Source organism: Streptomyces uncialis (assembly GCF_001905345.1).
In the GTDB taxonomy this organism is placed as follows: Bacteria; Actinomycetota; Actinomycetes; order Streptomycetales; family Streptomycetaceae; genus Streptomyces; species Streptomyces uncialis.
The window spans coordinates 185,502-212,467 of the sequence record NZ_LFBV01000007.1 but is presented as its reverse complement, the minus strand read 5'-3'; the positions used below and the strand labels follow the sequence as shown (position 1 = coordinate 212,467).

At 73.0% G+C, this 26,966-nt stretch carries 27 protein-coding genes and 1 pseudogene; 17 read left to right on the top strand and 11 right to left on the bottom strand.

Annotated elements, in window-relative coordinates:
- Positions 1 to 121 precede the first annotated feature (121 nt).
- Positions 122 to 1,477, top strand: a complete 1,356-nt coding sequence (locus AB852_RS25500; protein WP_073792538.1) for a bifunctional o-acetylhomoserine/o-acetylserine sulfhydrylase — start codon at positions 122 to 124, stop codon at positions 1,475 to 1,477.
- A 29-nt stretch (positions 1,478 to 1,506) separates the two neighbouring features.
- Positions 1,507 to 2,646, top strand: a complete 1,140-nt coding sequence (metX, locus tag AB852_RS25495; RefSeq protein WP_073792537.1) for a homoserine O-acetyltransferase MetX — start codon at positions 1,507 to 1,509, stop codon at positions 2,644 to 2,646.
- Between the two features lie 178 nt (positions 2,647 to 2,824).
- On the opposite strand, the gene AB852_RS25490 is transcribed toward metX, so the two are convergent.
- Positions 2,825 to 4,045: a saccharopine dehydrogenase family protein gene (locus AB852_RS25490; RefSeq protein WP_073792536.1), complete on the bottom strand. Its 1,221-nt coding sequence runs from the start codon at positions 4,043 to 4,045 to the stop codon at positions 2,825 to 2,827.
- Positions 4,046 to 4,223: 178 nt separating this feature from the next.
- On the opposite strand from AB852_RS25490, the gene AB852_RS25485 reads away from it, so the two are divergent.
- From AB852_RS25485 to AB852_RS25475, 3 genes are all read left to right on the top strand, one after another.
- Positions 4,224 to 4,943 (top strand): TetR/AcrR family transcriptional regulator, encoded by a 720-nt coding sequence (locus AB852_RS25485; RefSeq protein WP_073792535.1) that lies wholly within the window; start codon positions 4,224 to 4,226, stop codon positions 4,941 to 4,943.
- Positions 4,944 to 5,087: 144 nt separating this feature from the next.
- Positions 5,088 to 5,321, top strand: coding sequence for a hypothetical protein (locus AB852_RS25480; protein ID WP_073792534.1), 234 nt, complete (start codon positions 5,088 to 5,090; stop codon positions 5,319 to 5,321).
- A 279-nt stretch (positions 5,322 to 5,600) separates the two neighbouring features.
- Positions 5,601 to 6,320 carry a hypothetical protein gene (locus AB852_RS25475; RefSeq protein ID WP_073792533.1) on the top strand — a complete coding sequence of 240 codons (720 nt, stop codon included), beginning with the start codon at positions 5,601 to 5,603 and terminating at the stop codon, positions 6,318 to 6,320.
- Between the two features lie 121 nt (positions 6,321 to 6,441).
- Here AB852_RS25475 and AB852_RS25470 read toward each other — a convergent pair whose 3' ends face one another.
- The 3 genes from AB852_RS25470 to AB852_RS25460 form a co-directional block, all read right to left on the bottom strand.
- On the bottom strand, positions 6,442 to 6,897 hold the full coding sequence (locus AB852_RS25470) for a cyclic nucleotide-binding domain-containing protein (RefSeq protein WP_073792532.1): 456 nt from the start codon (positions 6,895 to 6,897) through the stop codon (positions 6,442 to 6,444).
- A gap of 326 nt (positions 6,898 to 7,223) precedes the next feature.
- Entirely contained in the window at positions 7,224 to 8,057 is an 834-nt protein-coding gene (locus AB852_RS25465; RefSeq protein ID WP_079184912.1) for a tyrosine-protein phosphatase, read from the bottom strand.
- A gap of 369 nt (positions 8,058 to 8,426) precedes the next feature.
- The gene (locus AB852_RS25460; RefSeq protein ID WP_073792531.1) at positions 8,427 to 8,861 is read right to left on the bottom strand and encodes a hypothetical protein; all 435 of its coding nucleotides are present in this window, start codon (positions 8,859 to 8,861) and stop codon (positions 8,427 to 8,429) included.
- A gap of 310 nt (positions 8,862 to 9,171) precedes the next feature.
- Here AB852_RS25460 and AB852_RS25455 point away from each other — a divergent pair, with 310 nt between their 5' ends.
- The 3 genes from AB852_RS25455 (at position 9,172) to AB852_RS25445 (ending at position 11,683) form a co-directional block, all read left to right on the top strand.
- Positions 9,172 to 9,864, top strand: a complete 693-nt coding sequence (locus AB852_RS25455; protein WP_073792530.1) for a hypothetical protein — start codon at positions 9,172 to 9,174, stop codon at positions 9,862 to 9,864.
- Between the two features lie 103 nt (positions 9,865 to 9,967).
- Complete coding sequence (locus AB852_RS25450) at positions 9,968 to 10,663, top strand: DUF305 domain-containing protein (protein WP_073792529.1); 696 nt, start codon at positions 9,968 to 9,970, stop codon at positions 10,661 to 10,663.
- Between the two features lie 129 nt (positions 10,664 to 10,792).
- Entirely contained in the window at positions 10,793 to 11,683 is an 891-nt protein-coding gene (locus AB852_RS25445; RefSeq protein WP_073792528.1) for a F510_1955 family glycosylhydrolase, read from the top strand.
- 55 nt (positions 11,684 to 11,738) lie between these two features.
- On the opposite strand, the gene AB852_RS25440 is transcribed toward AB852_RS25445, so the two are convergent.
- Positions 11,739 to 12,071, bottom strand: coding sequence for a glyoxalase superfamily protein (locus AB852_RS25440; protein WP_073792713.1), 333 nt, complete (start codon positions 12,069 to 12,071; stop codon positions 11,739 to 11,741).
- 386 nt (positions 12,072 to 12,457) lie between these two features.
- On the opposite strand from AB852_RS25440, the gene ppk2 reads away from it, so the two are divergent.
- Positions 12,458 to 13,285 (top strand): polyphosphate kinase 2, encoded by an 828-nt coding sequence (ppk2, locus tag AB852_RS25435; RefSeq protein WP_245876913.1) that lies wholly within the window; start codon positions 12,458 to 12,460, stop codon positions 13,283 to 13,285.
- Here the strand turns inward: ppk2 and AB852_RS25430 are convergent.
- Positions 13,188 to 14,249 carry a helix-turn-helix transcriptional regulator gene (locus tag AB852_RS25430; RefSeq protein ID WP_079184911.1) on the bottom strand — a complete coding sequence of 354 codons (1,062 nt, stop codon included), beginning with the start codon at positions 14,247 to 14,249 and terminating at the stop codon, positions 13,188 to 13,190. The genes ppk2 and AB852_RS25430 overlap by 98 nt on opposite strands.
- Before the next feature lie 151 nt (positions 14,250 to 14,400).
- On the opposite strand from AB852_RS25430, the gene AB852_RS25425 reads away from it, so the two are divergent.
- The 4 genes from AB852_RS25425 (at position 14,401) to AB852_RS25410 (ending at position 18,879) form a co-directional block, all read left to right on the top strand.
- Positions 14,401 to 15,225: an NAD(P)H-binding protein gene (locus AB852_RS25425; protein WP_073792526.1), complete on the top strand. Its 825-nt coding sequence runs from the start codon at positions 14,401 to 14,403 to the stop codon at positions 15,223 to 15,225.
- 231 nt (positions 15,226 to 15,456) lie between these two features.
- On the top strand, positions 15,457 to 16,836 hold the full coding sequence (lysA, locus tag AB852_RS25420; RefSeq protein ID WP_079184910.1) for a diaminopimelate decarboxylase: 1,380 nt from the start codon (positions 15,457 to 15,459) through the stop codon (positions 16,834 to 16,836).
- Between the two features lie 9 nt (positions 16,837 to 16,845).
- Positions 16,846 to 17,757 (top strand): LysR family transcriptional regulator, encoded by a 912-nt coding sequence (locus AB852_RS25415; protein WP_073792525.1) that lies wholly within the window; start codon positions 16,846 to 16,848, stop codon positions 17,755 to 17,757.
- 435 nt (positions 17,758 to 18,192) lie between these two features.
- Entirely contained in the window at positions 18,193 to 18,879 is a 687-nt protein-coding gene (locus AB852_RS25410; RefSeq protein ID WP_073792712.1) for a DJ-1/PfpI family protein, read from the top strand.
- Here the strand turns inward: AB852_RS25410 and AB852_RS25405 are convergent.
- From AB852_RS25405 to AB852_RS25385, 5 genes are read right to left on the bottom strand one after another with little or no spacing between them, the layout of a single operon-like run.
- Positions 18,855 to 19,697: a serine hydrolase gene (locus tag AB852_RS25405; RefSeq protein WP_073792524.1), complete on the bottom strand. Its 843-nt coding sequence runs from the start codon at positions 19,695 to 19,697 to the stop codon at positions 18,855 to 18,857. The two genes, AB852_RS25410 and AB852_RS25405, sit on opposite strands and share 25 nt — an antisense overlap.
- Complete coding sequence (locus AB852_RS25400) at positions 19,694 to 21,307, bottom strand: N-acyl-D-amino-acid deacylase family protein (RefSeq protein WP_073792523.1); 1,614 nt, start codon at positions 21,305 to 21,307, stop codon at positions 19,694 to 19,696. Before AB852_RS25400 ends, AB852_RS25405 begins: the two co-directional genes overlap by 4 nt.
- Positions 21,307 to 22,080 carry an amino acid ABC transporter ATP-binding protein gene (locus AB852_RS25395; protein WP_073792522.1) on the bottom strand — a complete coding sequence of 258 codons (774 nt, stop codon included), beginning with the start codon at positions 22,078 to 22,080 and terminating at the stop codon, positions 21,307 to 21,309. The genes AB852_RS25400 and AB852_RS25395 overlap by 1 nt, the downstream gene beginning before the upstream one ends.
- Positions 22,077 to 23,072 carry an amino acid ABC transporter permease gene (locus AB852_RS25390; RefSeq protein WP_079184909.1) on the bottom strand — a complete coding sequence of 332 codons (996 nt, stop codon included), beginning with the start codon at positions 23,070 to 23,072 and terminating at the stop codon, positions 22,077 to 22,079. Before AB852_RS25390 ends, AB852_RS25395 begins: the two co-directional genes overlap by 4 nt.
- Positions 23,073 to 23,092: 20 nt before the next feature.
- Positions 23,093 to 23,977 carry an ABC transporter substrate-binding protein gene (locus AB852_RS25385; RefSeq protein WP_073792521.1) on the bottom strand — a complete coding sequence of 295 codons (885 nt, stop codon included), beginning with the start codon at positions 23,975 to 23,977 and terminating at the stop codon, positions 23,093 to 23,095.
- Between the two features lie 331 nt (positions 23,978 to 24,308).
- Here AB852_RS25385 and AB852_RS25380 point away from each other — a divergent pair, with 331 nt between their 5' ends.
- The 4 genes and pseudogenes from AB852_RS25380 to AB852_RS38825 form a co-directional block, all read left to right on the top strand.
- Positions 24,309 to 24,500 carry a DUF1059 domain-containing protein gene (locus AB852_RS25380; RefSeq protein WP_073792520.1) on the top strand — a complete coding sequence of 64 codons (192 nt, stop codon included), beginning with the start codon at positions 24,309 to 24,311 and terminating at the stop codon, positions 24,498 to 24,500.
- A gap of 288 nt (positions 24,501 to 24,788) precedes the next feature.
- A complete protein-coding gene (locus AB852_RS25375) occupies positions 24,789 to 25,211 on the top strand; it encodes a membrane dipeptidase (RefSeq protein WP_073792519.1) in 423 nt (140 codons plus the stop codon).
- A 112-nt stretch (positions 25,212 to 25,323) separates the two neighbouring features.
- Positions 25,324 to 26,436, top strand: a complete 1,113-nt coding sequence (locus AB852_RS25370) for a M20 family metallopeptidase (protein WP_245876912.1) — start codon at positions 25,324 to 25,326, stop codon at positions 26,434 to 26,436.
- Between the two features lie 40 nt (positions 26,437 to 26,476).
- Positions 26,477 to 26,866, top strand: a pseudogene (locus AB852_RS38825) (enolase C-terminal domain-like protein); the annotation flags it as partial.
- Positions 26,867 to 26,966 lie beyond the last annotated feature (100 nt).

Sequence of the window (26,966 nt, the reverse complement as noted above, 5' to 3'; positions counted from 1 at the left end):
CCGGGCGCTCACGGGTATGTGTCCCCGCGTCCTCGTGGCCCGGCGCGGAGCCAACCGGTCCCGGGTGTTCCCGTGGCCCCTCCGGTCCGCCCGTTCGGCACCCTCGCGCAAAGGAACACACATGAGCCAGCCCATCGACGCCGTGGCCGCCGGCCACACCCCCGACGACGAGCCCGTACCCGCCTCGGGCTGGTCGTTCGAGACCCGGCAGATCCACGCGGGGGCGGAGCCCGACCCGACGACGGGGGCCCGGGCCGTCCCGATCTACCAGACGACCTCGTTCGTCTTCCGGGACACCCAGCACGCGGCGAACCTGTTCTCGCTCGCCGAGCCCGGGAACATCTACACCCGTATCCACAACCCGACGCAGGATGTCTTCGAGCAGCGGGTCGCCGCGCTGGAGGGCGGTGTCGCGGCGGTGGCGCTGGCCTCGGGCCAGGCGGCGGAGACGCTGGCGATCCTGACGCTGGCGCGCGCGGGCGACCACATCGTGTCCAGTACGTCCTTGTACGGCGGCACGTACAACCTGTTCCGTCACACGCTGCCGAAGTTCGGCATCGAGGTGTCGTTCGTGGACGACCCCGACGACCTGGACGCGTGGCGGGCGGCGGTCCGGCCGAACACGAAAGCGCTGTTCGCCGAGACGCTGGGCAATCCGCGGGGCAATGTGCTGGACGTACGCGGGGTCGCCGACGCCGCGCACGAGGCGGGGGTCCCCCTCATCGTCGACAACACCGTGCCGACGCCGTATCTGCTGCGTCCCATCGAGCACGGCGCGGACATCGTGGTGCACTCGGCGACGAAGTTCCTCGGCGGGCACGGCACGACCATCGCGGGTGTCGTGGTGGACGGCGGCACCTTCGACTTCGGCGCCCACCCGGAGCGCTTCCCGGACTTCTCCGAGCCCGACCCGAGCTATCACGGGCTGCGGTACTGGCCGGACCTCGGGCCCAGCGCCTTCGCGGTGAAGCTGCGGGTGCAGCTGCTGCGGGACATCGGCCCCGCGATCGCCCCGCACTCGGCGTTCCTGCTGCTCCAGGGCGTGGAGACGCTGAGCCTGCGGATCGAGCGGCACTCCTCGAACGCGCTGGCCCTCGCCCAGTGGCTCGAAGCGCGCGACGAGGTCGCCGCGGTGCACTACCCGGGTCTGGAGTCCAACCGCTGGTACGAGGCGGGCCGGCGGTATCTGCCGCGGGGTTCGGGCGCCGTGCTGGCGTTCGAGCTGCGCGACGGGGTGGAGGCGGGCAAGCGCTTCGTGGACGCCGTGTCGCTGTTCAGCCATCTCGCGAACATCGGTGATGTGCGGTCGCTGATCATCCATCCCGCGTCGACCACCCACAGCCAGCTCGGACCCGACGAGCTGGCCGCGACGGGTACCTCCCCGGGCCTGGTGCGGCTGTCGGTGGGCATCGAGCACATCGACGACCTCAAGGCGGATCTGGAGGCCGGGTTCCGCGCGGCGAAGGAAGCCTCCTGAAGCCTGGGACCCCCCGCTCCACGGCAGCCGTGCCCACCGCTCCCCCGCCGCCGGCCTCCGGTGCCTGGCGGGAGGGGGACCCGGCGGGCCACCGCCGCTGGGTGTCCCTGCCCGCGCCTCTGCCACTGGAGGCGGGCGGCGAACTGCCCGGGATACGCCTCGCGTACGAGACCTGGGGCCGCCCGGCCCCCGACGGCTCCAACGCCGTACTGGTGCTGCACGCGCTGACCGGCGACAGCCATGTCAGCGGCGCGGCCGGACCCGGTCATCCGACAGCCGGATGGTGGGACGCGCTGATCGGGCCCGGCCGCGCCCTGGACACCGACCGGTGGTTCGTCGTGGCGCCGAACGTGCTGGGCGGCTGCCAGGGCAGTACCGGCCCGTCGTCGCTCCGCGGCGACGGCACCCGCTGGGGCGGCGGCTTCCCGTTCCTGACCCAGCGGGACCAGGTGGCGGCGGAGACGGCGCTCGCGGACGCGCTGGGCATCGGCCGCTGGGCGCTGGTCCTCGGCGGTTCGATGGGCGGGATGCGGGCGCTGGAGTGGGCGGTGACGCATCCGGGACGGGTCGGGGCGCTGCTGCTGCTGGCGTGCCCGGCGGCGTCGGGCGCCGAGCAGATCGCCTGGTCCCATGTGCAGCTCCACGCGATCCGTTCGGACGCCCACTGGCGCGGCGGCGACTACCACGACGCCCCGGACGGCGAGGGTCCGCACCGGGGCCTCGGGCTGGCCCGCCGGCTGGCCCATGTGACGTACCGCTCCGGGGCGGAGCTCCAGGAGCGGTTTGGACGCGCCCCGCAGGGCGCCGAGCAGCCGTGGCGGGGCGGGCGCTACCAGGTGGAGTCGTATCTCGACCACCACGCGGCGAAGCTGGTGCGGCGTTTCGACGCGGGCAGCTACGTCACGCTGACGGAGGCGATGAACAGCCATGACGTGGGCCGGGGCCGCGGGGGCACGGCGCACGCGCTGCGCCGGGTGACCGCGCCCGCCCTGGTCGCCGCCGTGGACTCGGACCGGCTCTACCCGCCCGCGCAGCAGCGGGAGCTGGCGGCCGGTATGCCGCACGCGGACGGTCTGCGGATCGTGGAGTCCCCGTACGGTCACGACGGGTTCCTCATCGAGACGGGGCAAGTGGGCGCGCTGGTACGGGAGCTGGTGGGCGCCCGGTAGCGCGAACGTACGTCGGTCCGTGCTCGTGGGCGGGCCGGGCGCCACGCCCGGTGGTGTCCGGTGCCGGGGCGCGGCCCGGCACCGGGTGGGGCATGGGCACCGGGCGGGGCGCGCCCGGTGCCCATGCCCGTGACCGTGGCCCCGGGCCCGGGCCCGGCGGCCGGCCCGCGCGAGGCTGTCACTGCTCGCGCAGCCCCCACGGGGAGCCGTACTCGGTGAGCAGATCGAGGAACGGGCGCGGGGGCAGTGCCTCGGGGCCGAGGACACCGGCCCCGGACCAGGCGCCGGAGGCGAGGAGTTCCAGCGCCACGACCGGGTTCACCGCGGTCTGCCAGACCACCGCCTGGGAGCCGTACTCCCGCATCGACCATTCGTTGTCGACCACGTGGTACAGGTACACCTCCCGGGGCCGGCCGTCCTTGGTGCCCTTGACCCAGGTGCCCGCGCAGGTCTTGCCGCGCATCCGGTCGCCGAGGGTCGCGGGGTCGGGGAGGCAGGCGGCGACGACATCGCGCGGTGACACCCGCGCGGTGGTCCCGTCACCGGCCGCGACCCGGACCGGCTCGGTGCGGTCGAGGCCCAGCAGATGGAGGGTGCGCAGGGTGTCGATGAACTCCGTGCCGAGGCCGTACTTGAAGGTGACCCGGCGGGCGTCCACCCAGCGGGGCATCAGCAGCACCTCCTCGTGCTCGACGTTCACGCACTCCACCGGGCCTATGCCCTCGGGGAAGTCGAAGACCTCGGGTTCGCTGAAGGGGGCCGTGGTGAACCAGCCGCGCTCCTTCTCGTAGACGACGGGCGGGTTCAGACACTCCTCGATGGTGGTCCAGATGTTGAACGAGGGCGCGAAGTCGTAGCCGTCCACGGTGAGATCGGCTCCGTCGCGGACGCCGATCTCCTCGATGCTGTCGAAGAGTTCGTCGGCGGCGTACCGGGCGAAGACGTCCGAGAGGCCCGGTTCGACGCCCATCCCGACCAGGGCGGTCCGTCCGGCGGCCGTCCATTCACCGGCCCGCGCGAACTGGGCGTCGCCGAGCTTGACCCCGCACTCCTCGTAGGGGCGTTCGAGGTGCGGTCGGGACAGCGACATCGCCATGTCCAGGTAGTCGCTCCCGGCGGCGAGGGCCGCGTCGAACAGCGGCATCACGAAGCGGGGGTCGGTGGCGTTCACCAGGACGTCGCAGCGCTCCCGGCGGAGCAGTTCCGTGACGGCGTCCGCGTCGTTCGCGTCGACCTGGGCGGCGGCGAAGCGCGGATCGGGGGCGACGGCCGCGACGGCGGCCTCGGCCCGGGCGGGGTCGTGGTCGGCGACGACCATCCGGTCGAAGAAGGGGCGGCGGGCGGCGACCCGGGCGAGGGCGCTGCCGACGCCTCCGGCTCCGACGAGCAGTACACGCATGGCGGGACTCCGTTGCTGGGCGGGGTGGGCGCACGGCGGACGTCCGGACGTCTCCGGGGCACCGTGCCGCTGCCGTACGGGCGGGGCGGGACGGTCCGATCCAACGAGACCGCCCCTGTTCACGTCAATGGTGTTGGCATAAGCTCGGGGCCCGGGCCGGACGGCGGAGGGCGGGACGATGGCGAAGCCGGTGGTGGCCGAGAACGAGCGGCGACGGCGGCGGCCGACCAAGAGCGGCGAGGTGCTGTCCGAGCGGCTGATCGTCGACACGGCGCTGCGGATGCTGCGCGAGCACGGCAACGCGGGACTGACCGTCCGGCGTCTCGGCACGGCGCTGGGCGCGGACCCCAGCACGCTGTACCGGTACTTCCGGGGCATCGACGACCTCACCCTGGCCATCGGTGACGTCCTGATCGGACGCGCGTTGGAGGGCTGGCGGGCACGGGGCGACTGGCGCGCCGATCTCCGGGACCTGGGCGTCCGGGTGCACGGCGCCTATCTCGCCCATCCACAGGCCGCCGTCCTCACCGCCAGCCGGGTGACCGGCCGCGCGCATGAGATCGCGGCCGACGAGACCGTCCTCGGGGTACTGCGCAACGCCGGGTTCCCCGACGCGGACGCGGTCCGGATCTATCACGCGTTCATCGACCAGAGCCTTGCCTTCGCCGCCCTGGACGCGGCCTCCCTGGCGCTCCCCGAAGCGGCGCGCCGCGCCGACGAGCGGGTGTGGCGGGCCACGTACGCCCGGCTGCCCGCCGACACCCATCCGCACATCGCGGCGACGGCCCCGCTGCTGGTGGCCCGGATGAACGACAGTGCCTATCCGGCCGCCCTGGACATGCTGCTGGACAGCGCGGCATGGCAACTGCGTTCGCTGCGGGGCACGTCGGGGTCCTGAGCCGTCCGACCGAACCGCCACCGAAGGGCCGGTCGACACCTCCCGCACTCACCCTGCGTCACGTTGTGTATCTGGACATGCACACAGAGAAAGACCGTGCGACGCTGAAGGCGTTCACCCCCCACCCCTTCAGGAGTTTGCACCATGGGTATCAAGGACCAGTTCCAGGACAAGGCCGACGAGCTCAAGCAGCGGGCGCAGAAGGCCCGCGAGAGCGGCCACGACGAGGCCCGCGAGCGTGGACAGCAGGCCCCGGAGCGTGGCCGGCCGAACCCGGAGCACGCACGGCAGGACCGGGAACCCGGCCGCCCCGGCCAGGAGCGCGACCCGCGCCGCCAGCGACCGCTCGACGAGCCGGACGAGCAGTCGCAGCGCTGACGAGCGCCCGTACGTACGCAGAGTGGCGCGCCCCGTCCGCGGGCGCGCCATTCGCCGTGCGGGAGCCCGGTCGCGACCCCGCGCGGCCCTCCCGGATCGACCCGGTCGCAGGGTGGGGCGTCCGGCTGCCGGACGGCCGCACAGGGGACGGGGGCCGCCTCGTCGCGGCGTCGCTCCGGGCCGGGCAAGTACGGGCGCGGCGCGCGGCGTTCACCGCCGGGAACCCGGCGTCGGAAGGCGTCCCGAGGAGGCGTCCGGGGGCGGTCGTACACTCCGGCCATGGACACCATGACGGCGATCCGCCGCAAGCTCGGACTGCTTCGTGCCGCCGACCCGGGCCTGCGGCTGTTCGGCGCCGGTCGGCATCGCCACAGGTCCCGTCCCGTCGCCGGGGCGGACACCGTCGAGCGGGTGGAGCGGCTGGCCGGGGTCCGACTGCCCGAGGATCACCGGGAGTTCGTGACCTCGGTCGCGGACGGGGCACCGGGCCCGTACCACGGGGTGATGTCCCTGGACGAGGCACTCGGCGAACTCACCCGGTCCTGCGGGACCGGGGTGCTCGGCGCGGACAGTCCGCTCACCGGGGACGTGGACCTCCAGGAACGGCTCGGCGGCGGTGACGACGACCGGGCGACGCACCTCGCGCGCCTCGGCGCGGACCCGGAGTACGCGGCCGGACTCTCCCGGCTCCGGACGGAGTACCTCGGCACGCCGTGGACCCGGGGACGGCTGCCCCTGGCCGAACACGGCTGCGGGGAGCTGCTGTTCCTGGTGCTGCGCGGGCCGCGCCGGGGGACGGTGTGGGTGGATTCGGTGCTGGGCGGGACCGGGCTGTACTGCCTGGAGACGGACTTCCTCACCTGGTACTCGCGCTGGCTGGACGATGCCCTGGCCCGGGCGGAGCAGGGCATGTACGACACGGTGGACGCGCGGTACCCGTTCCTCCGGTACGGCGACAACCCCCGCTACCGGATGGTGGTCCGCCCGGGGGTCTCCTGATCACGCTCCGGCGGAGGCCCGGGAGCACTCCGGCATGCGGGAGCGCTGCCAGGGCCCGCCCGCCTGAGCCGACCCGAAGCGCCCTTCTCGCGACGCGGGGTCATGGGTCACCGTCACAGGGTCACAGGGTGGCTCCCCCGTGCTTGGCGTAGTTCTCGATCAGCCTGGTCCGCGAGCCCTCCAGCCGGTGGGCCAGGATCTCGGCGATCGTCCGCAGCAGGATGAGCCCGAGCGCGGTGTCCTGCTCGCACAGGGACCGGACCTTCGGCGCGTCGAACTCGTAGGCGCGTACCGGGCTGAACGCCTCGGCCCCGAAGTCCCACTCGTGCGGCGGGAACAGCCATGACCAGCCGAGCAGATCGCCGGGGTGCAGGGTCTCGACGGTGACGGGACGCCGTTCCGGCACCCGCAGGTCGAGACTGACCGTGCCGGAGCGGATCACCCAGAGCCGGTCGGCCGGGCCGCCCTCCTCGAAGATCCGGGCGTCCTGGGGGAAGGAGACCTCCTGTGCGAGTTCCATGAGCATCCGGCGATGCTCGGCGGACAGTGCCGTCAGCAGTCTTGTCGCGGTAGTCATGCCGGACCTCCTCGCGAGCGGGCGCCACAGCGGCGGCCGCACAAGGGACCTCCCCGCCCGGGAGGTCGCCGTGTGCGGGGTACGCGTACCGCTCTCCTACCCCGGTTCGCCCCATTCGTCACCCACATGGGTGACCCGGCCCGCACACGCCCGCCCGGCGGCCACGCACACGCCGTCCCGGTGGCCCGCGCACCCCCTCCCGGCCGGGCCCCGGCCCGGCTACCGCCCCATGACCGAGGTCCGGATCCGTCAGGGCCTCGCGGTACCGCTCGTCGACGGCCCGGCCCTTCCGTCACGGTGGGCCGCCCATCTGCGGCGATCGGGGCTCAGCGCTCCACCAGGGTGTCCCGCAGCCGGGTCAGTTCCGCGTCGGTGAAGCCGTTCCGTACGAGCCAGCCCGCGCCTCCTCCGTAGTCGGCCGACAACCGGGCCAGGAAGTCGTGCATGGAGCGTGCCGTGGAGGCCATGTACGCGTGGCCGAGCGGCGGGATGTGCCGGTACGAGGAGATCGTGAGCAGCCGGTCCCTGACCCTGGCCACACGTTCGGCGGTGAGCGCGTAGTCCGTGGCGATGGCCTCGGCGGGCACCCCGACCGCGTCGAGGAGCACCGCCGCGCAGACCCCTGTCCGGTCCTTGCCGACCGCGCAGTGGAAGACGAGGGAGTGCCGGCCGGGGTCGGCGACGAGCCGGGCGGCGGCGGTGAGGGTGTCGCCGCTGGCGCGCAGCAGACCGAGATAGAAGTCGTGCATCTCGTTCTCGGGCTCGTCGGGGACGACACCGGAGAGGTCCGGGTCCGGGAGCCGGACGGGAAGGTTGGCGCGGTGCACAGCCGTCGCGGTGAGCAGACCATGGCCCTCACGCTCGGCCTCGCCCGGTCCGCGCAGGTCCACCACGGTGCGCAGCCGCAGGCCGTCCACCAGGAGTGCCACGTCCTCGGCGGTCACACCCTGGAGGGTGGCGGCGCGGAAGAGGACGCCCCGCCGGGTGGTGCCACCGCCGTCGACCGGCAGTCCTCCGAGGTCACGGACGTTGTCGGCGCCCGCGAGTTCGATCCAGCGGGACGGCTCCGGAGGCGGTGGTACGACTGTGATGTGGGCCGGTGTTCCGGCACCCGCCGGTTCCCGCGTCCCGGCGCCCATGTCCCGCCTGCCAGCACCCATGTCCCGCGTTCCGGCACTCGCTCCTGGTGACACGTTCCGCACCGCTTCCACCGCAACCGCCCCCTGTGTCTTACCCGCCTGTCGTGGCGGCACCCGCCGTACGGGAGGTACCGCTTCCGGGGCGGCGGGCCGGTGGTGCGTCACCGCGTGTCCGGTCGCCGCCCGACCGGCAGGATCGCCGGTCCGGCGGGCGGGTGTCCAGTGCTGCGGAGAAGTGGCCGAGGCGGCGCGAGCCGCGGTCGGCCGGGGCCGGGCGGGAGCGCGGCTCCGGCGGCCGGGCACTTGCCTGTGCGGGCGCGGATGGCAGCCGGGGCCCTCCCCGTACCGTCCGTCCGCGCCGCACGCCTCCGCCGGGAGGCGGCGCGGGCTTCACCCCCGCGGTCCCGCGTTCCGCACCGCGCGCAGCGCCAGATGCTGGAGCAGGGCGAATCCGCCGACCGTCACGGCCTGCATCGGCACCCATACCGCGCCGACGGTGGTCGGCGTCAGCCAGAACACCAGCGCGACGAGGCTGGCCACGGCCCAGACGGCGTTCGCCTCGACCACCAGCCGGACCGGCAGGGTCCCTGGGGAACGCTGTGCGCCGAGGGCCGCGACACCGAGCCCGTAGAGGGTGAGGAAGACGCCCAGGGCGACGAGGAGTCCCGCGTCGACGCCGAGCAGTCTGCTCAGCGGGCCCGAGGCGGCGAGATAGGCGACACCGTTGACGCCCGTGACGACGGCGTCGAGGGCGAGGAAGCGCCTCAGCATGGTGACCGGCTCGGTGGTGCGGGCAAGAGCGGCGAGCGGGAACGTGGCGGACATGGCGGGGTCACCCTCCGTGGGTCGGGAACGCGTCGGTGGTCGCCGGTCCCCGAGGCGGAGTGCGCCGCCCCGGGGCCGGTGCGACCACCATGCCCCGGCCACGGAAGCGGGTCGATTACGCCGGAGGTAATGGAGGCGATGCCCGGCATGACCCCGCCCGCGCCGGACCTCGCGGGCCCGGCTCGCCGGGCGGCGCACGGAAGGTGACCTTGTTCGGCGCCGGATGCCCCCCTTGGGTATGGTCGGGGGCGAAACCCCACGGGCGGCGCCCGGACCGGGGTCGCTCGGACACGGACAAGGGACGGGACACGTGCGGATCGGCCGGACACTGCGGACAGCTGGTGCCTGGGGGCATCTGCTGCTCGTGGCCGTGCTCGCGCTCGGTGTCTTCATGATGCACACCGTGGGTCACCAGGAGAGCCCGTCCGGCACCGCCCTGGACTCCACCGCGCACGGGGCGCCCCCCGGCGCCGATCCGCCGTCCACCGCGGGTCATGGCTCCCCGGGCGCGGCGACGCTCACGGGCGCGGCACCGATGGCGACGGACCCGGCCACCCCGTGGCGGACCGTCGCGTGGCAGGCGGCGCCGGATGCGACCACTTCGGATCCGGCCACCTCAGGTCACGTCGCTTCGGGTCAGGCCGATCCTGGCTGGCCCGCTCCTGGTCCAGCCGCGTCAGCTCAGGCCGGTCCTGGCCAGGCCGCTCCTGGTCCGGCGGCCGAATCGGCGTCGTCGCACCCCGACCGCGCCGCCGCGGCCGTCCCAGCCGTGTCCGGGGAGCACGACGAGGCGCCCTCGCACGACACCGGCATGGCGATGGACATGGCCTCGCTGTGTGTGGCCGTGCTGGCCGCCTGGCTGCTCGCGGCGCTGCTGCGGGCCGCGCTGTCCCGGCGTACCGAGTGGCTGGTGCGGCTGCGCGCGGGCGCGCTGCGCCGTTCGCTGCCGCAGCCGCCGCCAAGCGGACCCGATCTCATACGACTGTCGATCCTGCGGATCTAGGCCGACGCCACCGCGGGCCCCTCGTGCCGTTCCCGGCCGAGCCGTGCCCGCCCTCGCGTCATGAGCTCCTTCTCGCAGAACCGAACAGTCAAGAGGTTTCGACATGACCGCCTTCACGCGTGTCCCGCGCCGTCCGGTCCGCCGTCTCGCCCTGGTCTCCGCGGTCGCCGCGGCGTCGCTCCTGCTCGCCGCGTGCGGCGGCGACGACAACGACATGGACGGCATGGACCACGGCAGCGACCGGTCCGCCGCGCCGAGCGCGACCGGCTCCGGTGAGGCGTCCGGCGACAACCCGGCGCCCGGTGCCTTCAACGACGCGGACGTGATGTTCGCGCAGATGATGATCCCCCACCATGAGCAGGCCCTGGAGATGTCCGCGCTCGCGGACGGCCGTGCGAAGGACGCCGCGATCACGTCCCTGTCCAAGGAGATCTCCGGGGCCCAGGACCCCGAGATCGAGAAGATGCGGTCCTGGCTGAAGGCGTGGGGCAAGCCCGAGTCCGCCGACGGCACGGACCACGGCGGCCACTCGGGCGGGTCCGAGGGGTCCGGCGCATCCGGCGGGATGTCCGGGATGATGACCGCCGAGGACATGGCGGCGCTGAAGGACGCCAAGGGGACCGCGTTCGACAAGAAGTTCGCGCAGCTGATGATCGACCACCACAACGGTGCCATCGAGATGGCGCGTGACGAGCGGAAGAACGGGCGCAACGCCACGGCCAAGGCGCTCGCCGACGATGTGGTGAAGGCGCAGCGGACCGAGGTCGATCAGCTCCAGGAGATCCTCGACCGACTCTGAGCACCGGTTCCGGGGGCCCGGGGCGGCGAGTGCCGTCCCGGGCCCCCGGCCCGCTCCCCCGCTCCCGGCCGTCCGCGGCCGTTCCCGCCACGCGCGCCCTCGCGGCGCCCGACACCCGATCAGGACCCGATGATGAAGCACCGCACCGCCCTGTCCGTCTCCGTCTCCGTCTCCGTCACCGTGCTCGCGCTGACCCTCGGCGCCTGTTCGTCCGGCGGTGACGGTGACGGGGGCGGCGACAAGGACCAGGCCCATGGCACCACGATCAGCCATATCCACGGTGTGGCCGTCGATCCGGCCGACGGCACGCTCTATGTGGCCACGCACGACGGCATCTACACCCCCGACGACAAGGGCGCGCCCGAGCTGGTCGGGGAGCGCAAGGACGACTTCATGGGCTTCACGCTCGGGAAGTCCGGCGCCTTCCTGGCCAGCGGTCATCCCGCGCCGGGCCGTGACGCGCCGAGCAACCTGGGCCTGATCGAGAGCACCGACAAGGGCCGTACCTGGAAGGACAGGTCGCTCGGCGGGGAGGTCGACTTCCATTCGCTGGAGTACGCGCACGGCACGATCTACGGCTACGACAGCACCAACGGTCTGCTGCGGGTCAGCGCGGACGGCGAGCGCTGGGACAGCCGTGCCGAACTGAGCGCGGTGGACCTCGCGGTCAGCCCGGCCGACCCGGACACCGTGCTCGCGACGACCGAGGACGGGATCGTGCGCAGCACGGACGGCGGGAAGAGCTTCGCCGCCGCCGCGCAGCCGGTGCTCGCCCATCTGTCCTGGCCTAGGAAGGACGCCCTGTACGGGGTGGACCCGGCGGGGGCGCTCAGTGTCAGCGCGGACGGGGGGCGTACCTGGACCGGGCGGGGCACCGTCCCCGGGGGCGGGCCGCAGGCGCTCACGGCGCTCGACGGGGAGCGGCTGGTGATCGCGTCCCAGGACGGCGTCTACCGCTCCGACGACGGTGGCCGGACCTTCGACAAGCAGCTGTCGGTCAGCTCCGCCGGGGGCCACTGACCGACGGGGTCCACCGCGTCCGGGCGGGCGCGGTGGACCCGTACGGCCACGGGTGTCACTCCAGGGGGGTGCCGACCCTCAGCCGGTTGCCGTCGGGGTCCCGCAGCTCGATCTCCCGGGCCCACGGCACCTCCTCGGCGGTGACACCGAACTCGGCCGCGACCGCGTCCACATCGCGGACCCGCAGATACACCAGGGTGCCGGGGGTCGCGTCGCCCCGGTGCTCCGACAGGAAGAGCCGCACCGGGCCCCGGGCCACCTCCACGAAGGCGGGGAAGTCCGGCTCGAAGCGGTGCTCCCACTGCTGGACGAAGCCCAGGCGGGCGTACCACGCCACCGCCGTGGCGGCGTTCTCAACGCGCAGGACGGGAATGGCCTCCTCGACCATGCCCTCGGGGGTGCTCGGCTGGGACGTGTCGTCCGGTGTGGGGTTGACCATGGGATCACTGTGACAGGTGGGTGTGACAATCCCGCCGCGCGCCGCCGGGCCGCGCGCCCACAGCCGCGGCAGGCCGTCCGGCGCCCGGAGCGGTGTGCGGAAGCGTTACGCCGGAGCGGTGTGCCGGAGCCGTGCGCCGGAGCCGTGTGCCGAGGCCCGTGCGCCGGAGCGGTGTGCCCGGACGGGGCCTGTGTCCGCGCGCGGGTGCCTGTGTGTCGGGCCGCCGCCCACGTCCTCGCAGACCGCGGTCGGTTACGGTGCTTCAGGGCCGGGCCCGCGCCGGAGAGGTCCGGGCGGCGGGGCGGCGGTGGACACGGCGGGAGAGGTGGCTGACGTTGGCGGGCAGGAAGAACGCGAAGCCGGGTGGCGTGACGAAGGTGCCGCGCGGGCCGTACGAGCGGGAGTTGTACCGGCTCCAGACCGAGTTGGTGAAGCTCCAGGAGTGGGTGCGGGCCGAGGGCGTCCGGCTGGTCGTGGTCTTCGAGGGGCGGGACGCGGCGGGCAAGGGCGGCACGATCAAACGGGTGACGGAGTACCTCAATCCGCGTGTCGCGCGGATCGTCGCCCTGCCCAAGCCCACCGAACGGGAGCGCGGCCAGTGGTACTTCCAGCGGTACGCGGCGCAGTTGCCGGCCGCCGGGGAGATCCGGCTGTTCGACCGCAGCTGGTACAACCGCGCGGGTGTCGAGCACGTCATGGGCTTCTGCACCAAGGCGGAGCACCAGCGGTTCCTGCACCAGTGCCCGATCTTCGAGCGGATGCTGGTGGAGGACGGCGTCCTGCTGCGCAAGTACTGGTTCTCGGTGAGTGACGCGGAGCAGGAACGCCGTTTCCACAAGCGGCTGGAGGACCCGCTGCGCCGCTGGAAGCTGTCGCCCATGGACCTGGAGTCCATCACCCGCTGGGAGGCGTACTCACGGGCGAAGGACGAGATGCTGGTCCACACGGACATCCCCGAGGCGCCCTGGCATATCGTGGAGAGCGACGACAAGCGGCGCGCCCGGCTCAACATGATGGCCCATCTGCTGTCCACGGTGCCCTACCGGGAGGTCCCCCCGCCGGACGTCACGATCCCGCCGCGCCCGGCCGCGTCCGGCTACGAGCGTCCGCCGCGGGACCTCCAGTCGTACGTCCCGGATCACGCGGCGACCCTGCTGGACTGACCGGGCCGTCCGGCCACGCGGCACGTCCGAGGCGTTGGGTCAGGGCGCGGATGTGGGTGATCAGCTCGGGCGGTTCGTGGATGTCGAAGTCGAACCCGAAGGCCGCGGTCCAGACGGCGAGCTGGTCGAGGCTGTCGGAGCCGACGCGCAGGACGCAGGTGTGCTCGTCCACGGGCTCGATGACCCCGAGGGTGGGCGGCACCTCGTCCGCGACGGCCTCGGCGGAGCCGTGCATGGTCAGTACCGCCTGGTAGCGGTGCGGCTGGGTGGTGATGCCGAGGGCCAGATAGTGGGACAGGTCCTCGGCGGGCAGGGGCCGCGGGGTGAAGCGGGGGCCCGCCGGGGTGCGGAGGGTGAGCCGGTCGGTGCGGAAGGTCCGCCAGTCGGCCCGGCCGGTGTCCCAGCCGAAGAGGTACCAGCGGCGGCCGGTGTGCAGCAGCCGGTAGGGCTCCACGTCCCGGACGGAGTCGGAGCCCTCGTGGGAGACGTAGTCGAAGCGCAGCCGTGTGTGGTCCCGTACCGCGGTGGCCAGGGTGACGAGGATGGACGGATCGACGGTGGGACCCGGCGAGGGCAGGGTGACCAGGGCGGCGCTGAGCGAACCCACCTGGTGGCGGAGCCGGGAAGGCAGCACCTGGTCGAGTTTGGCCAGCGCCCGGACGGAGGTCTCGGCGATCCCGGTGACCGCGCCGCCCGCGGCGGTCCGCAGCCCCACGGCCACGGCGACGGCCTCCTCGTCGTCCAGCAGCAGCGGGGGCAGTGCCTTGCCCGCGGCGAGCTGGTAGCCGCCGCCCACACCGCCGATCGCGTGGATCGGGTAGCCCAGGGACCGCAGCTTGTCGACGTCGCGGCGGACGGTCCGGGCGCTGACCCCGAGTCGTTCGGCGAGTTGTGCCCCGGGCCAGTCGCGGTGGCTCTGCATCAGCCCGAGCAGTCGCAGCAGTCGGGCGGACGTCTCCAGCATGGTGGTCTCCGGGCGGCGGTGGACGGACGGAACGCGCGGGTGCGGCGGCCCCGGGCATTCCAGCAGCGATCGCGGACAGAAGTCGGCCGCGATCGTTCCTAGTGTGACGGACACGCCGATCACCCGGCGTGTCCACCACGGAGGGAATCCCATGACCGTTCTCGTGACCGGCGCCACCGGCAAGGTCGGCCGTCCGCTCGTCGACGAGCTGCTCGCCGCCGGGCACCGGGTCCGCGCCCTGACCCGCTCGCCCCGGGCGGCGGATCTGCCGGACGGCGTCGAGGTGGTGGCCGGGAACCTCACGGACCCGGCTGGGCTCGCCGGGGTCTTCGACGGGGTGACGGCCGCGCATCTGATCACCTTCGACGGCGCCGGGTTCGCACCGCTGACGAGCGGTCCGGAGATCGTCGCGCTGGCCCGGGAGGCCGGGGTCCGACGGGTGACGGTGCTGAAGGGCGATGTGGCCCGCAGTCCGCTGGAGGAGGCGGTCGACGCCGGTGGGCTGGAGTGGACGTTCCTCGCCCCGGTGGAGTTCATGTCCAACACGCTGGAGTGGGCGGACCCGGTGCGTACGGAGGGTGTGGTCCGGGAGGGCTTCCCCGAGGCGCGCAGCGCGATGATCCACGACGCCGACATCGCCGCGGTGGCCGCGGTCGCGCTGACCACCGACGGTCACGCGGGTCAGGAGTACTGGCTGACCGGCCCGCAGGCGTTCACAGCCCCGGAGAAGGTCGCGACGATCGCGGAGGTGCTGGGCCGCGAGGTCCGGTACGAGGAGCTGTCCGAGGACGAGATCGTGGCGCGGTGGCGTGCCTCGGGGTACCCGGCCGAGGACATCGGCTTCTTCCTGGCCATGCGGACCGACCCGCCGGCCGCGGGGTACACGGTGCTGCCGACCGTGGAGAAGGTCACGGGGCGGCCCGCGCGGACGTTCGCCCAGTGGGTACGGGAGAACGCGGGCGCGTTCGGCGGCTGAGCGGGGCGGGGCGGGGGCGTGCCTTCGCGGGGGGCGTGCCTTCCTTCGCGGGCGACGTGAAGCAGCGCCCGGCGCCCACCGCCCGCCCCCTGGTATCCGACTTCCCCGGCGCGAGGGCCGTCCCGGTGACCGAGCATCGAAGAACGTGGTGCTCAGCACCGGAACAATCCGCTTTTGTCACCCCGCCCGCAGGCCCCAGGATGGCCACGAGCCAGCCAGCGGGAGGAACCCATGACGTCAGCGATCGACCCGGAACTGCTGCCCCTGACCTCGGCGTACGGCCCCCGGGGGCTGACCGTCGGCGACGTGGCGCTGACCGAACTGGCCGCACGGTTCGGGACACCGCTGTTCGTCTACGACGAGGAGCATCTGCGCCGCCGCTGCCGGGAGGCCGTGGCCGCGTTCGGCCGGGACGGCGTCGCCTACGCCTCCAAGGCGTTCCTGTGCACGGCGATGGCCCGGCTCGCCCATGAGGAAGGGCTGCTGCTCGACGTCGCGTCCGGCGGGGAGCTGCGGGTGGCGCTGCGCGCCGGGGTACCGGCCGACCGGATCGTGCTGCACGGCAACAACAAGGACGAGGCGGAGCTGCGGACCGCGCTGACCGCCGGGGTCCGGCACCTCGTCGTCGACAGCTTCGACGAAATGGACCGGATCGAGCGGCTGCACCGGGCGGAGGGACTGCCCCCGGCGCCCGTGCAACTGCGGGTGGCTCCCGGGGTCGCGGCCGGGGCGCACGAGTCGATCCGGACCGGCGGCCTGGACTCGAAGTTCGGCTTCGGTCTCGCCGACGGCTCGGCCCTGGCCGCCGTACGGCGCGCGTCGGCGTCCCCGGCCATGCGCTTCGAGGGAATCCACGCCCATGTCGGCTCACAGGTGCTCGACACCACGGAACTCGCGGCGGGCGCGGCGGCCGTCGCCCGGTTCGCCGCCGGGACGGACGCGGCCCGGCTCACCGTCGGCGGGGGCCTCGGGGTCGCGTACGAGAGCGGGCAGCGGGCGCCGTCGTTCGCGCGGTGGGCCGCGGCGGTACGGGACGCGGTACGCGGCGCGGGCTGGTCCGGCGCGGTGACCGTGGAACCGGGCCGGTCGGTCACGGCCCGCGCGGGCATGACCCTGTACCGGGTCGGCACCATCAAGCACATCGCGGGTGTCCGCACCTACGTCAGCGTCGACGGCGGGATGAGCGACAACCCGCGTCCGGCGCTCTACGCCAGCCGCTACGAGGCGTTCCTGCCGCGCTGCCCGGGAGCGGCGCGGCCCCTGCGGGCCCGGCTCGTGGGCAAGCACTGCGAGAGCGGGGACGTCGTCATCGACGACGCCGCCCTGCCCGCCGATCTGCGGGTGGGTGATCTGCTGGCGACCCCGGTGACCGGCGCGTACGGGTACGCGATGGCGTCCAACTACAACAAGCTCCCGCGCCCGGCCGTGGTCTTCGTCCGGGACGGGCACGCACGGCTCGTGGTGCGCCGTGAGACGGAGGAGGACCTGCTGCGCCTCGATGTCCCGGGCCCGGCGGCGGTGCCCGGGTCGGCATACCTCGCGTCGGCGGGGGCGACTGCGCACGGGCTGCCCGTGGAACCGCTCGCGATGCCCGGCGCGGGCAGCGCTTAGCATGACGCGATGCTGAACAGTGCGCGTCTGCTCGTCCTGCTGGAGATCGCCCGCGGGGGCAGCATCGTGGCCGCGGCGCAGGCCCTGCATCTGAGCCCGTCGGCGGTCTCCCACCAGCTCGCGCGGCTGGAGCAGGAGGTGGGTGTCGCGCTGGTCGAGCGGGCGCCGCAGAGTCTGCGGATGACGGTGGCCGGGCAGCGGCTCGCGGAGCACGCGCAGGCCATCTCGGATCTGATGGCGGTCGCCCGGGACGATCTGCGGGGGCACTCCGCCGGGGAGGCGGGGCTGCTGCGGCTCGGGTTCTTCGCCTCCTCCGGGCTGGAGCTGCTGCCGCGCGCGCTCGCCGGTTTCTCCGCGGAGCGTCCGCAGGTCGAGCTGGAGCTGATTCTCGGGCAGCCGCACGAGCTGGTGCCCGATCTGGAGGCGGGGCGGCTCGACGCCGCCGTCGTGTTCGAGCATCCACTCGACCCCTGGTGCCGGGACGCCACGGTGGACGTGGAGATGTTCTTCGACGAGCCGCAGCTGGTCGTGGTGCCGCTGCGGCACCGGCTGGGCCGCCAGACGGTGGTGCGGCTCGCGGCGCTGGAGGGGGAGACCTGGATCGGTACGCGGGGTGGCAGTACCGGCGAGCCCGTACTGGAACGTGCCTGTGCCGCGGAGGGCTTTCTGCCACGGGTGCGGTGCCGTAGCGACCACTACCAGGTGACGGTGAACCTCGCGCGGGCCGGGATGGGGATCGCGTTGGTCCCCGCGCTCGGGATCGGGGACACGGCCGGGGTCCATGTGTGCCGGCTGGATCATCCGCGGTTGCACCGGCGGATCGGGGTCGCCACCCGGTCCAGCAATCTGAATCCGCTGCTCCGGTCGTTCCTGACGGAGTTGCGGCGGGCGGCTCGGGAAGTCAGTACGCAGTGGGGGTGACGGTCTCTCTCTTCACGGAGCCCGTGAGTGCTTGCGCTGTTCCTCGCGCCCCTGGGTTTGTCCTTGTGGCCGTAGCTTGTCCCGTGCGGGTCGTCCGTGGGTGCGCAGTTCCCCGCGCCCCTGGGTACTCCGTGCTCGGCGCGATTCGTCCAGTGCCGTCGCTCGGTGGGATTGCGCGGTTCCCCGCGCCCCTGGGTTTGTGCCTGTGGCCGTAGCTTGTCCCGTGCGGGTCGTCCGTGGGTGCGCAGTTCCCCGCGCCCCTGAGTAGCCCGTGCTCGGCGCGATTCGTCCTGTGCCGTCGCTCGGTGGGTTCGCGCTGTTCCTCGCGTTCCTCGGTACTCGTTCGTGGGCGTACTTGGTTCTGCGGCCCTGGGTACTTCGTGGTCGGCGGACGGGGCTCCTGGTGGGGCTGATCTGGTGGTTATGCTGCGGCGCATGGACATCGTGATCCCCCTCTTCGACGACTTCGAGCCGCTTGACGCGATCGGGCCCTACGAGATCCTCGCCTATGTGCCCGGTGCCACCGTGCGGTTCGTGACGGCCGAACCCGGTCTGGTGCGGGACGTGTTGGGGTCGTTGCCGGTGCATGTGCCGACCGGGTACACCGAGGTGGAGCGCTGCGACGTCCTGCTGATACCGGGCGGGGGCAGCTTCCAGACCATGGTGGCCGACGCCGGTTTCCTCGACTGGGTGCGCCGCGTCCATACCGGCACCCGCTTCACCACCTCGGTCTGCACCGGTTCCCTGGTGCTCGGCGCGGCAGGTCTGCTGGACGGGCTGACGGCCACCACCCACTGGGACGCGGTCGCCGAACTGGAGTCGTACGGCGCCGTCTACACCGCCGAGCGGGTGGTCCGGCACGACCGGGTGATCACCTCGGCCGGGGTCTCCTCCGGTATCGACATGGCCGTGCGGCTGGCCGCGCTGCTCAGCGACGACCTGACCGCCCAGGCGATACAGCTCTACACCGAGTACGACCCGCAACCCCCCTTCGACACCGGCTCGGTGGCCAAGGCTCCGGCCGAGGTTCTCGAACGGGCCCGCACGCTGGGGCTGATCGGCGGTCCTGGTGCACGCACGGGCGCGGCCCGGCCGGGTCAGGGGCGTGGAGTGAGGGCGTAGGACTCCAGGGTGCGGCCGATGTCGCGGATCGCGTGGACGGCCGCCCGTTCCGTGCTCGGTCCCAGTCCGGTGTCCCAGTGCGCGACCGCCGCGTACGCCAGCCGCCGGGCTCCGATCAGCAGCCCCGCGTCGGCGCGCACCCCCGCGTCCGTACCGGTCTTGTTGGCCACGAGCAGTCCTCCGGCCGGCCGCTCGGGGAAGCACTCCGCGTAGGGGTCGTGGGAGATGAGCGCGGGTACGAGCCCGTGGTCCGTGTTCGCGCGCATCCAGCGCAGCAGCCGGGCGGACGCCCCGGGCGTCACCATCGAGCCCCTGGCCGCGTGTGCCACCAGCAGGGCCAGATCCCGCGCGGTCCCCGTGGCGAAGACCGGCGGCACCCCGGGACCCCGTACGTCACGCACGTAGTCGTGCAGGGTGAGCCGCCGTAGTCCCAGCTCCACGGCGAGCCGTGCGGTGGACTCCCGCCCGACGAGCCGCAACAACGCGTTGGTGGCGGTGTTGTCGCTGACGGAGGCGGTCAGCCAGCACAGGTCCTCGACACTCCAGCCGGTCCGGCCGAACCGGGACAGCAGCCCGGTGCCGCCCGTCCGGTCCTCGTCGAGGAGGTCGACGGGACGGTCGGGGCGCAGCTCACCGGTGTCGAGGCGCCGGGCGATCTCCGCGAGGAGCAGCAGTTTCGACGCGGAGGCGACGGGCAGGACGGCCTCGTCGTGGGCGCCGACGCTCTCGCCGGTGTCGACATCGACGGCGTGGACGGCGAGGACCAGCGGGAGCGCGGCGGACCGGCCGGCCGCCGCGACGACACGGTCGAGGCTCATCGCACCCCCACCACCTGTCCGGCCCGGACCCCGGTGGGCCGTCCGTCGTGGACGGCGAGCCGGCCGGCGACCACGACGGTGCCGATGCCTTCGGGCGCGAGCAGCGGGCTGTCGAAGGTGGCCCGGTCGCGGACGGTGGCGGGGTCGAGCACGACCAGGTCGGCGTGGGCGCCGTCCCGGATGGTGCCGCGGCCGGTGAGTCCGAAGCGGGCGGCGGGCAGTCCGGTCATCTTGTGGACGGCGTTCTCCAGGGTGAGGAGTCCTTCGTCGCGTCCGTAGCGGCCGAGGACCCGGGTGAAGCTGCCCGCCCAGCGCGGGTGGGGGCGGCCCGGTTTGGGGACGCCGTCGGACCCGATCATGGCGAGCGGGCTGGCGATGACACGGCGTACGTCGTCCTCGCGCATCGAGTGGCTGATGATCGTCACCTCGCCCTCCTCGGCGAGCAGGAGGTCGGCGACGTAGTCGACGGGGTCGACGGCGCGTTCGGCCGCGAGGTCGGCGATCCGGCGGCCCTGGATGTTCGGGTGGGTGGGGGCGGCGGCGACGGCGATGAGGTCCCAGCCGCCGTTGCCGACGGTGTTCTCCCAGCCCGCGACGCCTCCGGCGATGTCGCGGCGGACCCGCTCACGTACCGCGTCGTCCCACAGCCGGGCCAGCAGCGCCGGGATGCCGCCTTCGTTGGCCCAGGGCGGCAGCATGGCGTGCAGGACGGTGCTGCCCGCGGTGTACGGGTACACGTCGCAGAGCACGTCCACTCCCTCCGCCCGGGCCTGTTCCAGTCTGGGCAGGGTACGCAGGGTGGCGCCCCAGGCGTGGCGTCCGGCGGTCTTGTGGTGGGAGATCTGGAGCGGGGCGCCGGAGCGGACGGCTATGTGGAGGGCTTCCTCCAGCGCGGTGTCGATCCCGGACATCTCGTCGCGCAGATGGGTCACGTACGGCTTGCCGTGCCGGGCGGCGATCCGGGCGAGGGCGACGATCTCGTCGGTGTCCGCGTAGGTGCCGGGCGGGTAGATGAGGCCGGTGGACAGTCCGGCGGCGCCCTGGGTGAGGGACCGGTCGAGCAGGTCGCACATGGTGCGCAGTTCGGTGTCCGTGGGGGCGCGGTCGTCGAAGCCCATGACCCCGGCGCGGAGGGTGCCGTGGCCGACGAGGGACGCGAGATGGGTGGCGCGCAGCGCGGGGGCCTGGCCGGCGGCGAAGGCGGTGAAGTCGGCGGCGGGTGGGAGCGGTCCGAGCCCGAAGGTGACCCGCAGATGTCCGGCGAGGCCGCCGAGGCGTTCGGGCAGCGCGGGGAAGAGGCTGGAGCCGCAGTTCCCGGCGATCTCCGTGGTGACGCCCTGGAGGAGGGGCGCGAGCCGCAGGGTCTCCACCGAGGGGTCCTCGGTGTCCTGCGGCACCGCCAGGGCGTCGGAGTGGGTGTGCACGTCGATGAAACCGGGGGTGACGGTCCGTCCGGTGACGTCCAGTGTGGTCAGGGCCGTGGCGGGCGCGCCGGTGGGCAGCAGGGTGACCCGTCCGGCGCGGACGCCGATGTCGGCGCGGCGGGCGGCAGCGCCGGTTCCGTCGACGACCGTGCCGCCGCGCAGCAGCAGATCGAGGGGAGCGCCCATCACAGCACCGTCGAGAGGAAGGCCCGGGTGCGGTCGTGCCGCGGCGCGGTGAACAGTTCGTCGGGGTGTCCGGACTCCACGACGAGTCCCTCGTCCATGAAGACGACGCGGTCGGCCACCTCACGGGCGAAGCCCATCTCATGGGTGACGACGATCATCGTCATCCCGCTGCGGGCGAGGTCCTGCATGACGCCGAGGACCTCCCCGACGAGTTCGGGGTCGAGGGCGGAGGTGGGTTCGTCGAAGAGCATCAGGGTGGGGTCCATGGCGAGGGCGCGGGCGATGGCGACGCGCTGCTGCTGGCCGCCGGAGAGCTGAGCGGGGTAGTGGTCGGCGCGGTCGGCGAGTCCGACCCGGTCGAGGAGTTCCCGGGCGCGGCGCTCGGCGTCGGCGCGGGGGCGGCGTTTGACGACGACGGGGCCTTCCATGACGTTCTGGACGGCGGTGCGGTGCGGGAAGAGGTGGAAGCGCTGGAACACCATGCCGACGCGTTCGCGCTGGGCCCGGATCTCCTTCTCGCGCCGTTCGCGCAGGACCCGGCCGGAGGTGCCGTGCTGTTCGTAGCCGACGAGTTCGCCGTCGACCCATACGCGGCCGGCGTCGATGCGCTCCAGATGGTTGAAGCAGCGCAGCAGGGTGGACTTGCCGGAGCCGGAGGGGCCGATGACGCACAGCACCTCGCCGGACCGGACCTCCAGGTCGATACCGCGCAGCACCTCGGTGTCGGCGAACCGTTTGCGGACCGCTCGGGCCCGCAGGACGAGGTCGTTCATGAGGCGGCTCCCTTGCCGGTGCGCCCGGGGACGAGGTTGGTGAGCATCCTGCGGCGCAGGGGTGCGGCGCCGGGGCTGTAGCGGCGTTCGATGAAGTGCTGGGCGACGCTGGCGACGGTGGTGAGGGCCAGGTACCAGAGGGAGGCGACCATCAGCAGCGCGATGACCTCGAAGTTGGCGAGGTACAGATGCTGGGAGACGGTCATGAGGTCGGCGCCCGCGATGACGGATACCAGGGAGGTGGTCTTCAGCATGGAGATGAACTGGTTGCCGAACGGCGGGATGATGACCCGCATGGCCTGGGGCAGGATGACCCGCGCGAGGATCTGCCGGTTCGACATGCCGAGGGTGGCCCCGGCCTCGCGCTGGCCCGGGTCGACGCTCTGGATACCGGCGCGGACGATCTCGGCGAGGTAGGCGCCCTCGTTGATGGACAGGCCGAGCAGCGCGGCGACGAACCCGGTGATGACCGCGTTGGTCTGCCATTCGACGAGCTTGGGTCCGTCGAAGGGGACACCGATGCTGATCACGGGGAACAGCAGTGCCAGATTGAACCAGAAGATGAGCTGGACGAGCAGGGGCGTGCCCCGGAAGAACCAGGTGTAGGCGCTCGCGGTGACCCGCAGGACGGGGTTCTCGGAGAGCTGCATCACCGCGACGGCGACGCCGATGACGATGCCGGCGGTCATCGAGACGAGGGTGAGCTGGACGGTGACCCAGAGCCCTTCGAGGATCACCGCGTCGAACTGGTGGTCGGCGATGACGTCCCAGTGGAGGTTGGGGTTGACGACGACGGTGTAGCCGAGCCACACCGTGACCAGGACGGCCGCGAGGACCGCGAACCAGCGGGCGGGGCGGGGGCGGCGGGTGACCCGGAAGGCGAACTCGTCGTCGGGGACGCCGCTGGCCGCGCCGGATCCCTTCACCTCGGCGGGGCCGGGGGGATGGGTGCCGTCCGGGCCCGGGGGATCGGTCTTGCTGAGCTGGGTCATGTCCCTGTCCACCGTCCGGCTCACTTGCCGTCGTTGACGGTGGCCCGCGGCACGGCGCTGTCCGCGACCCCGTACTTGTCGAGGATCTTCTTGTAGCCGCCGTTGTCGATGAGCCCTTGCAGCGCCTTCTGGACCGCGTCCCGCAGACCGCTCTGGTCCTTGTTCACCGCGATGCCCCAGGGCGCGGCGCCGTACTGGGTGGGAAGGACCTGGTAGGCGGGGTTCTTCTTGGCGAACATCGCGGCGACGGGGTAGTCGACGATGGTGGCGACCGCGCGTCCGCTCTCCAGCTGGAGCAGTCCGGTGGGGGCGTCCTCGCTCTGCGAGATCCGCATCTTGGGGTCGCACTCGGCGTTCTTCTGCTGGCCGATCTCCAGGTTGGAGCTGCCCTTGGCGAGGACCACGTTCTTGCCGCAGAGGTCGTCCAGGGTCTTGATGCCCTCCGGGTTGCCCTTCTTGGTCATGATCACGCCGCCGGTGCGGAAGTAGTCGACGAAGTCGACGGCCTGGCGTCGCTGGGGGCTGTCGGTCATGGAGGACATCACGAGGTCGAAGCGGCTGGACTTCAGCCCGGGGATCAGCCCGTCGAAGGCGGCGTTGGTGAGCTTGAGTTCGAGGCCGAGTTCGTCGGCGACGGCCTGGGCGAGGTCGGGGTCCACACCGGTCAGCTCGGTGGTGCCGGGCTTGTACATCTCCATCGGGGGGTAGCCGACGGCGGTCGCCACCCGCAGCACCCCGCTCTTCCTGAACGACGCCGGTACGAGTTCCTCGGCGGTCTTCCCCTCGGCGGCGGAGGCGCCCGGTCCCGCGTCGCTCCCCTTCTCGGAGCGACCGCAGGAGGTGACGGCCAGGGCGGCCACCGCCGCGAGGGCCGCGACAGCGCGCAGACGTCTGTGGTTTGCCATCTTTTCTCCCTGAACCGGTGACAGTGCGCTGATGCTGGCAGCCGGGTGCGGCTGGGCGGAAGATGATGAAGCTATTCACGGGTGAGCGTCGATTTCGGTATCGCTCCGGCCCGGCGGAGCCGCCCGCACCTCACCCGGGGTCGCCGCCTTTTCACGGTGTGCCGCCAGGTCCCACCCGCGGTGTCCGTCCGGTCGCGCGGGGCGTCCGGGGCTTTCGCCAGGGCGTGAGAAGAGGGAGGCTGGAGGGACAGTACGACGTATCTGCCCCGCCCTCCCGTTCCGGCGACCGCCGAAGCGGCGACGCCGGCAGTTCGCCGACGGGAGGCACATCATGCGCAAGGTCGCCGATTGCAGGGACTATCCCAGCGAGTCGAACTGCTCGCTCACCATCGCGGGTGAGGAGGAGGAAGTGGTACGCGCCGCCGCCGAACACGCGGCGTCCGTCCACGGCCACGAGAACACACCGGAACTGCGCGACCAGCTCCGCGGCATGCTGAAGGACGAGGTTCCGCAGCACGCCTGACCTGGCGGTACGGCCGATGAGCCGGTGGTACGCCCGGTGAGCCGGTGGTACGCCCGGTGAGCCGGTGGTACGCCCGGTGAGCCGGTGGTACGCCTGAGCGGGTCACCGGTCGGCGCCACCGGGTGACAGGACGACGGGACCGCGCGGCATGGCCCTGGCGATCGCACAACCGTCGGGGCGCGATGTCGCACGGTCCGGTCCCGTCGGTCGGGCTGCCGTCCGCCCCTCCCCCACCGCTCCACGTCCGCGCTCGCCGTCCGCGCTCGCCGTCCGCGTTCCGTCCGTGTTTTGCGTACACCACCAACTAACAATCTTGACGATGAGCAGATCCGTGGGATCGCCGCGACGGGCGGGGTCATCTGCGTCAACTGCTTCCCCGGGTTCCTCGCGGCCGACCCCGCCGAGCGGACCGTGGCCCGGGTGGTGGACCACATCGAGCATGTGGCGTCCGTCGCGGGTACGGCACACGTCGGTCTCGGGCCGGACTTCGTCCGCGAGGTGATCAGCGAGGTGACACCGCCGTGCTGCGAGGACTTCGGTATCGAGGGCATCGATCCGCTGGAAGCGCTACCGGGTCTCGAAGGGCCGGCGGGCCTGCCGCTGGTGACGGCGGAGCTCATCCGGCGCGGCCACCCGGAGAAGGACGTCGAAGCCGTACTCGGCGGCAATGTGCACCGGTTGTTCCGCGCCGAACTGGGCCGCCCCCGATAAGGGTACGTACACCGGCGGGCCGCACCTCGCCGGGCGGCCCGCCACCACGCACCCCGGGTGAACGGCATCCGGACCCGGCCGGGGAGCCGGGCCGACGAAGACGGAGGAGACCATGGAACTGGCGGCGATGCTCGCGGATCTCGAAGAGCTCGTGCTGTGCGAGTCGTTCTCGGCGGACCACGAGGCGGTGACACGCAGCGCGGCGGTCGTCGCCGCGCAGGGCGCGCGACTGACGGGCACCGCGCCCGAGGTACTGACCGTGTCGGGCGTCCCCCATCTGAGCTGGACCTTCGGGACGCCCCGGGTACTGCTCGTGGGCCATCACGACACGGTGTGGCCGATGGGTTCACTGGCCACCCACCCCTGGTCGGTGACCGACGGGATCGCCCGGGGGCCGGGGGTCTTCGACATGAAGGCCGGGCTGGTGCAGATGTTCCACGCGCTCGGCTCACTGCCGTCGCCGGAGGGGGTGCGGGTCCTGGTCACCGGTGACGAGGAGGTCGGTTCGACGACCTCGCGCGCCCTGATCGAGGAGGCCGCGCGGGGCTGCGCGGCGACGTTCGTGCTGGAGGCGTCCGCCGACGGCGGTGCCCTCAAGACCGCCCGCAAGGGCACCTCCTGGTACGAGGTGGAGGTGCTGGGGAAGGCCGCGCACGCGGGCCTGGAACCGGAGAAGGGCGTGAACGCCGCTGTGGAGGCGGCCCGTCAGATCCTGGCAGTCGACGCCCTCGCCGAGGTCGTCAACACGTCCCACGGGTACGACGGTTCCTGGCGGACCACGGTCACCCCGACCGTGCTCGCCGCGGGGTCCACCGGGAACACCGTGCCCGCGCGGGCCACGTTCCAGGTCGATGTCCGGGTCCCGGCCCTCGCCGCGCAGCGGCAGGTGGACGAACTGCTGCGGGCACTGACGGCCCGCACCCCGGGCGCCTCGCTCCGGGTCCGGGGCGGGCCCAACCGGCCGCCGCTCGAACGGGAGGCGTCCGCCGCGCTGTTCACCCTCGCCCAGGAAGCGGCGGCCCGCCTGGGGCTGCCGCCGCTCACCGCCGCGGCGGTCGGTGGCGCGTCCGACGGCAACTTCACCGCGGGAGCGGGCTGTCCGACCCTGGACGGGCTGGGCGCGGTCGGGGGCGGCGCGCACGCCGACGACGAGCATGTCGTGGTGGACACGATGCCGGTCCGGGCGGCGCTGCTCGCCGAACTGATCACGGCGGCACGAGGATGAGCCCGTCGCCCGGCCGCGACCCCGGCGGCGGGTCCCCCACGACTCCATCGAGTCCGCGGCGCACGCCGCCGCGGCGATCTCGCTGGGCGCGTGCTCGGTGGTGAACATCAAACCCGGCCGGGTCGGCGGCTGTCTCGAAGCGCGCCGTATCCACGACCTGTGCCGGGCGCACGGGGTCGCCGTACGGTGCGGGGGCATGCTGGAGACGGGTATCGGGCGGGCGGCGAACGTCGCGCTGGCCGCGCTGCCCGGCTGCTCGCTGCCCGGTGACACCTCCGCGTCCAGCCGCTATTACGCGAGTGACATCACGGCACCGTTCGAGCTGGTCGACGGTCATCTGGAGGCGCCGACGGGGCCGGGTACCGGGGTGGACCCCGTACCCGATCTGCTGGACGAGGTCACCACGTCGCGTGAGTGGATCGCCCTCTGACACCCCTTGGGACGATGACGCGTACTGCCGCCCGTCGTACCGCCAGTCGTGTCGTCCGTCCTGGTGCCCGTGGTGCCGCCCGCACCCTCCTGGGGCCCGC

Coding starts and splice junctions, on each gene's coding strand:
- AB852_RS25400 (WP_073792523.1), bottom strand. CDS start 21,307: ATGGGCGCTCCCCTCGATCTGCTGCTGCGCGGCGGCACGGTCGTCGAC.
- AB852_RS25415 (WP_073792525.1), top strand. CDS start 16,846: ATGCTGAACAGTGCGCGTCTGCTCGTCCTGCTGGAGATCGCCCGCGGG.
- AB852_RS25465 (WP_079184912.1), bottom strand. CDS start 8,057: ATGGGTGCTGGCAGGCGGGACATGGGCGCCGGGACGCGGGAACCGGCG.
- AB852_RS25410 (WP_073792712.1), top strand. CDS start 18,193: ATGGACATCGTGATCCCCCTCTTCGACGACTTCGAGCCGCTTGACGCG.
- AB852_RS25470 (WP_073792532.1), bottom strand. CDS start 6,897: ATGACTACCGCGACAAGACTGCTGACGGCACTGTCCGCCGAGCATCGC.
- AB852_RS25480 (WP_073792534.1), top strand. CDS start 5,088: ATGGGTATCAAGGACCAGTTCCAGGACAAGGCCGACGAGCTCAAGCAG.
- lysA (WP_079184910.1), top strand. CDS start 15,457: ATGACGTCAGCGATCGACCCGGAACTGCTGCCCCTGACCTCGGCGTAC.
- AB852_RS25445 (WP_073792528.1), top strand. CDS start 10,793: ATGATGAAGCACCGCACCGCCCTGTCCGTCTCCGTCTCCGTCTCCGTC.
- AB852_RS25475 (WP_073792533.1), top strand. CDS start 5,601: ATGGACACCATGACGGCGATCCGCCGCAAGCTCGGACTGCTTCGTGCC.
- AB852_RS25380 (WP_073792520.1), top strand. CDS start 24,309: ATGCGCAAGGTCGCCGATTGCAGGGACTATCCCAGCGAGTCGAACTGC.
- AB852_RS25405 (WP_073792524.1), bottom strand. CDS start 19,697: ATGAGCCTCGACCGTGTCGTCGCGGCGGCCGGCCGGTCCGCCGCGCTC.
- AB852_RS25460 (WP_073792531.1), bottom strand. CDS start 8,861: ATGTCCGCCACGTTCCCGCTCGCCGCTCTTGCCCGCACCACCGAGCCG.
- AB852_RS25485 (WP_073792535.1), top strand. CDS start 4,224: ATGGCGAAGCCGGTGGTGGCCGAGAACGAGCGGCGACGGCGGCGGCCG.
- AB852_RS25440 (WP_073792713.1), bottom strand. CDS start 12,071: ATGGTCGAGGAGGCCATTCCCGTCCTGCGCGTTGAGAACGCCGCCACG.
- AB852_RS25390 (WP_079184909.1), bottom strand. CDS start 23,072: ATGACCCAGCTCAGCAAGACCGATCCCCCGGGCCCGGACGGCACCCAT.
- AB852_RS25425 (WP_073792526.1), top strand. CDS start 14,401: ATGACCGTTCTCGTGACCGGCGCCACCGGCAAGGTCGGCCGTCCGCTC.
- AB852_RS25500 (WP_073792538.1), top strand. CDS start 122: ATGAGCCAGCCCATCGACGCCGTGGCCGCCGGCCACACCCCCGACGAC.
- AB852_RS25395 (WP_073792522.1), bottom strand. CDS start 22,080: ATGAACGACCTCGTCCTGCGGGCCCGAGCGGTCCGCAAACGGTTCGCC.
- AB852_RS25450 (WP_073792529.1), top strand. CDS start 9,968: ATGACCGCCTTCACGCGTGTCCCGCGCCGTCCGGTCCGCCGTCTCGCC.
- AB852_RS25370 (WP_245876912.1), top strand. CDS start 25,324: ATGGAACTGGCGGCGATGCTCGCGGATCTCGAAGAGCTCGTGCTGTGC.
- AB852_RS25430 (WP_079184911.1), bottom strand. CDS start 14,249: ATGCTGGAGACGTCCGCCCGACTGCTGCGACTGCTCGGGCTGATGCAG.
- AB852_RS25490 (WP_073792536.1), bottom strand. CDS start 4,045: ATGCGTGTACTGCTCGTCGGAGCCGGAGGCGTCGGCAGCGCCCTCGCC.
- AB852_RS25385 (WP_073792521.1), bottom strand. CDS start 23,977: ATGGCAAACCACAGACGTCTGCGCGCTGTCGCGGCCCTCGCGGCGGTG.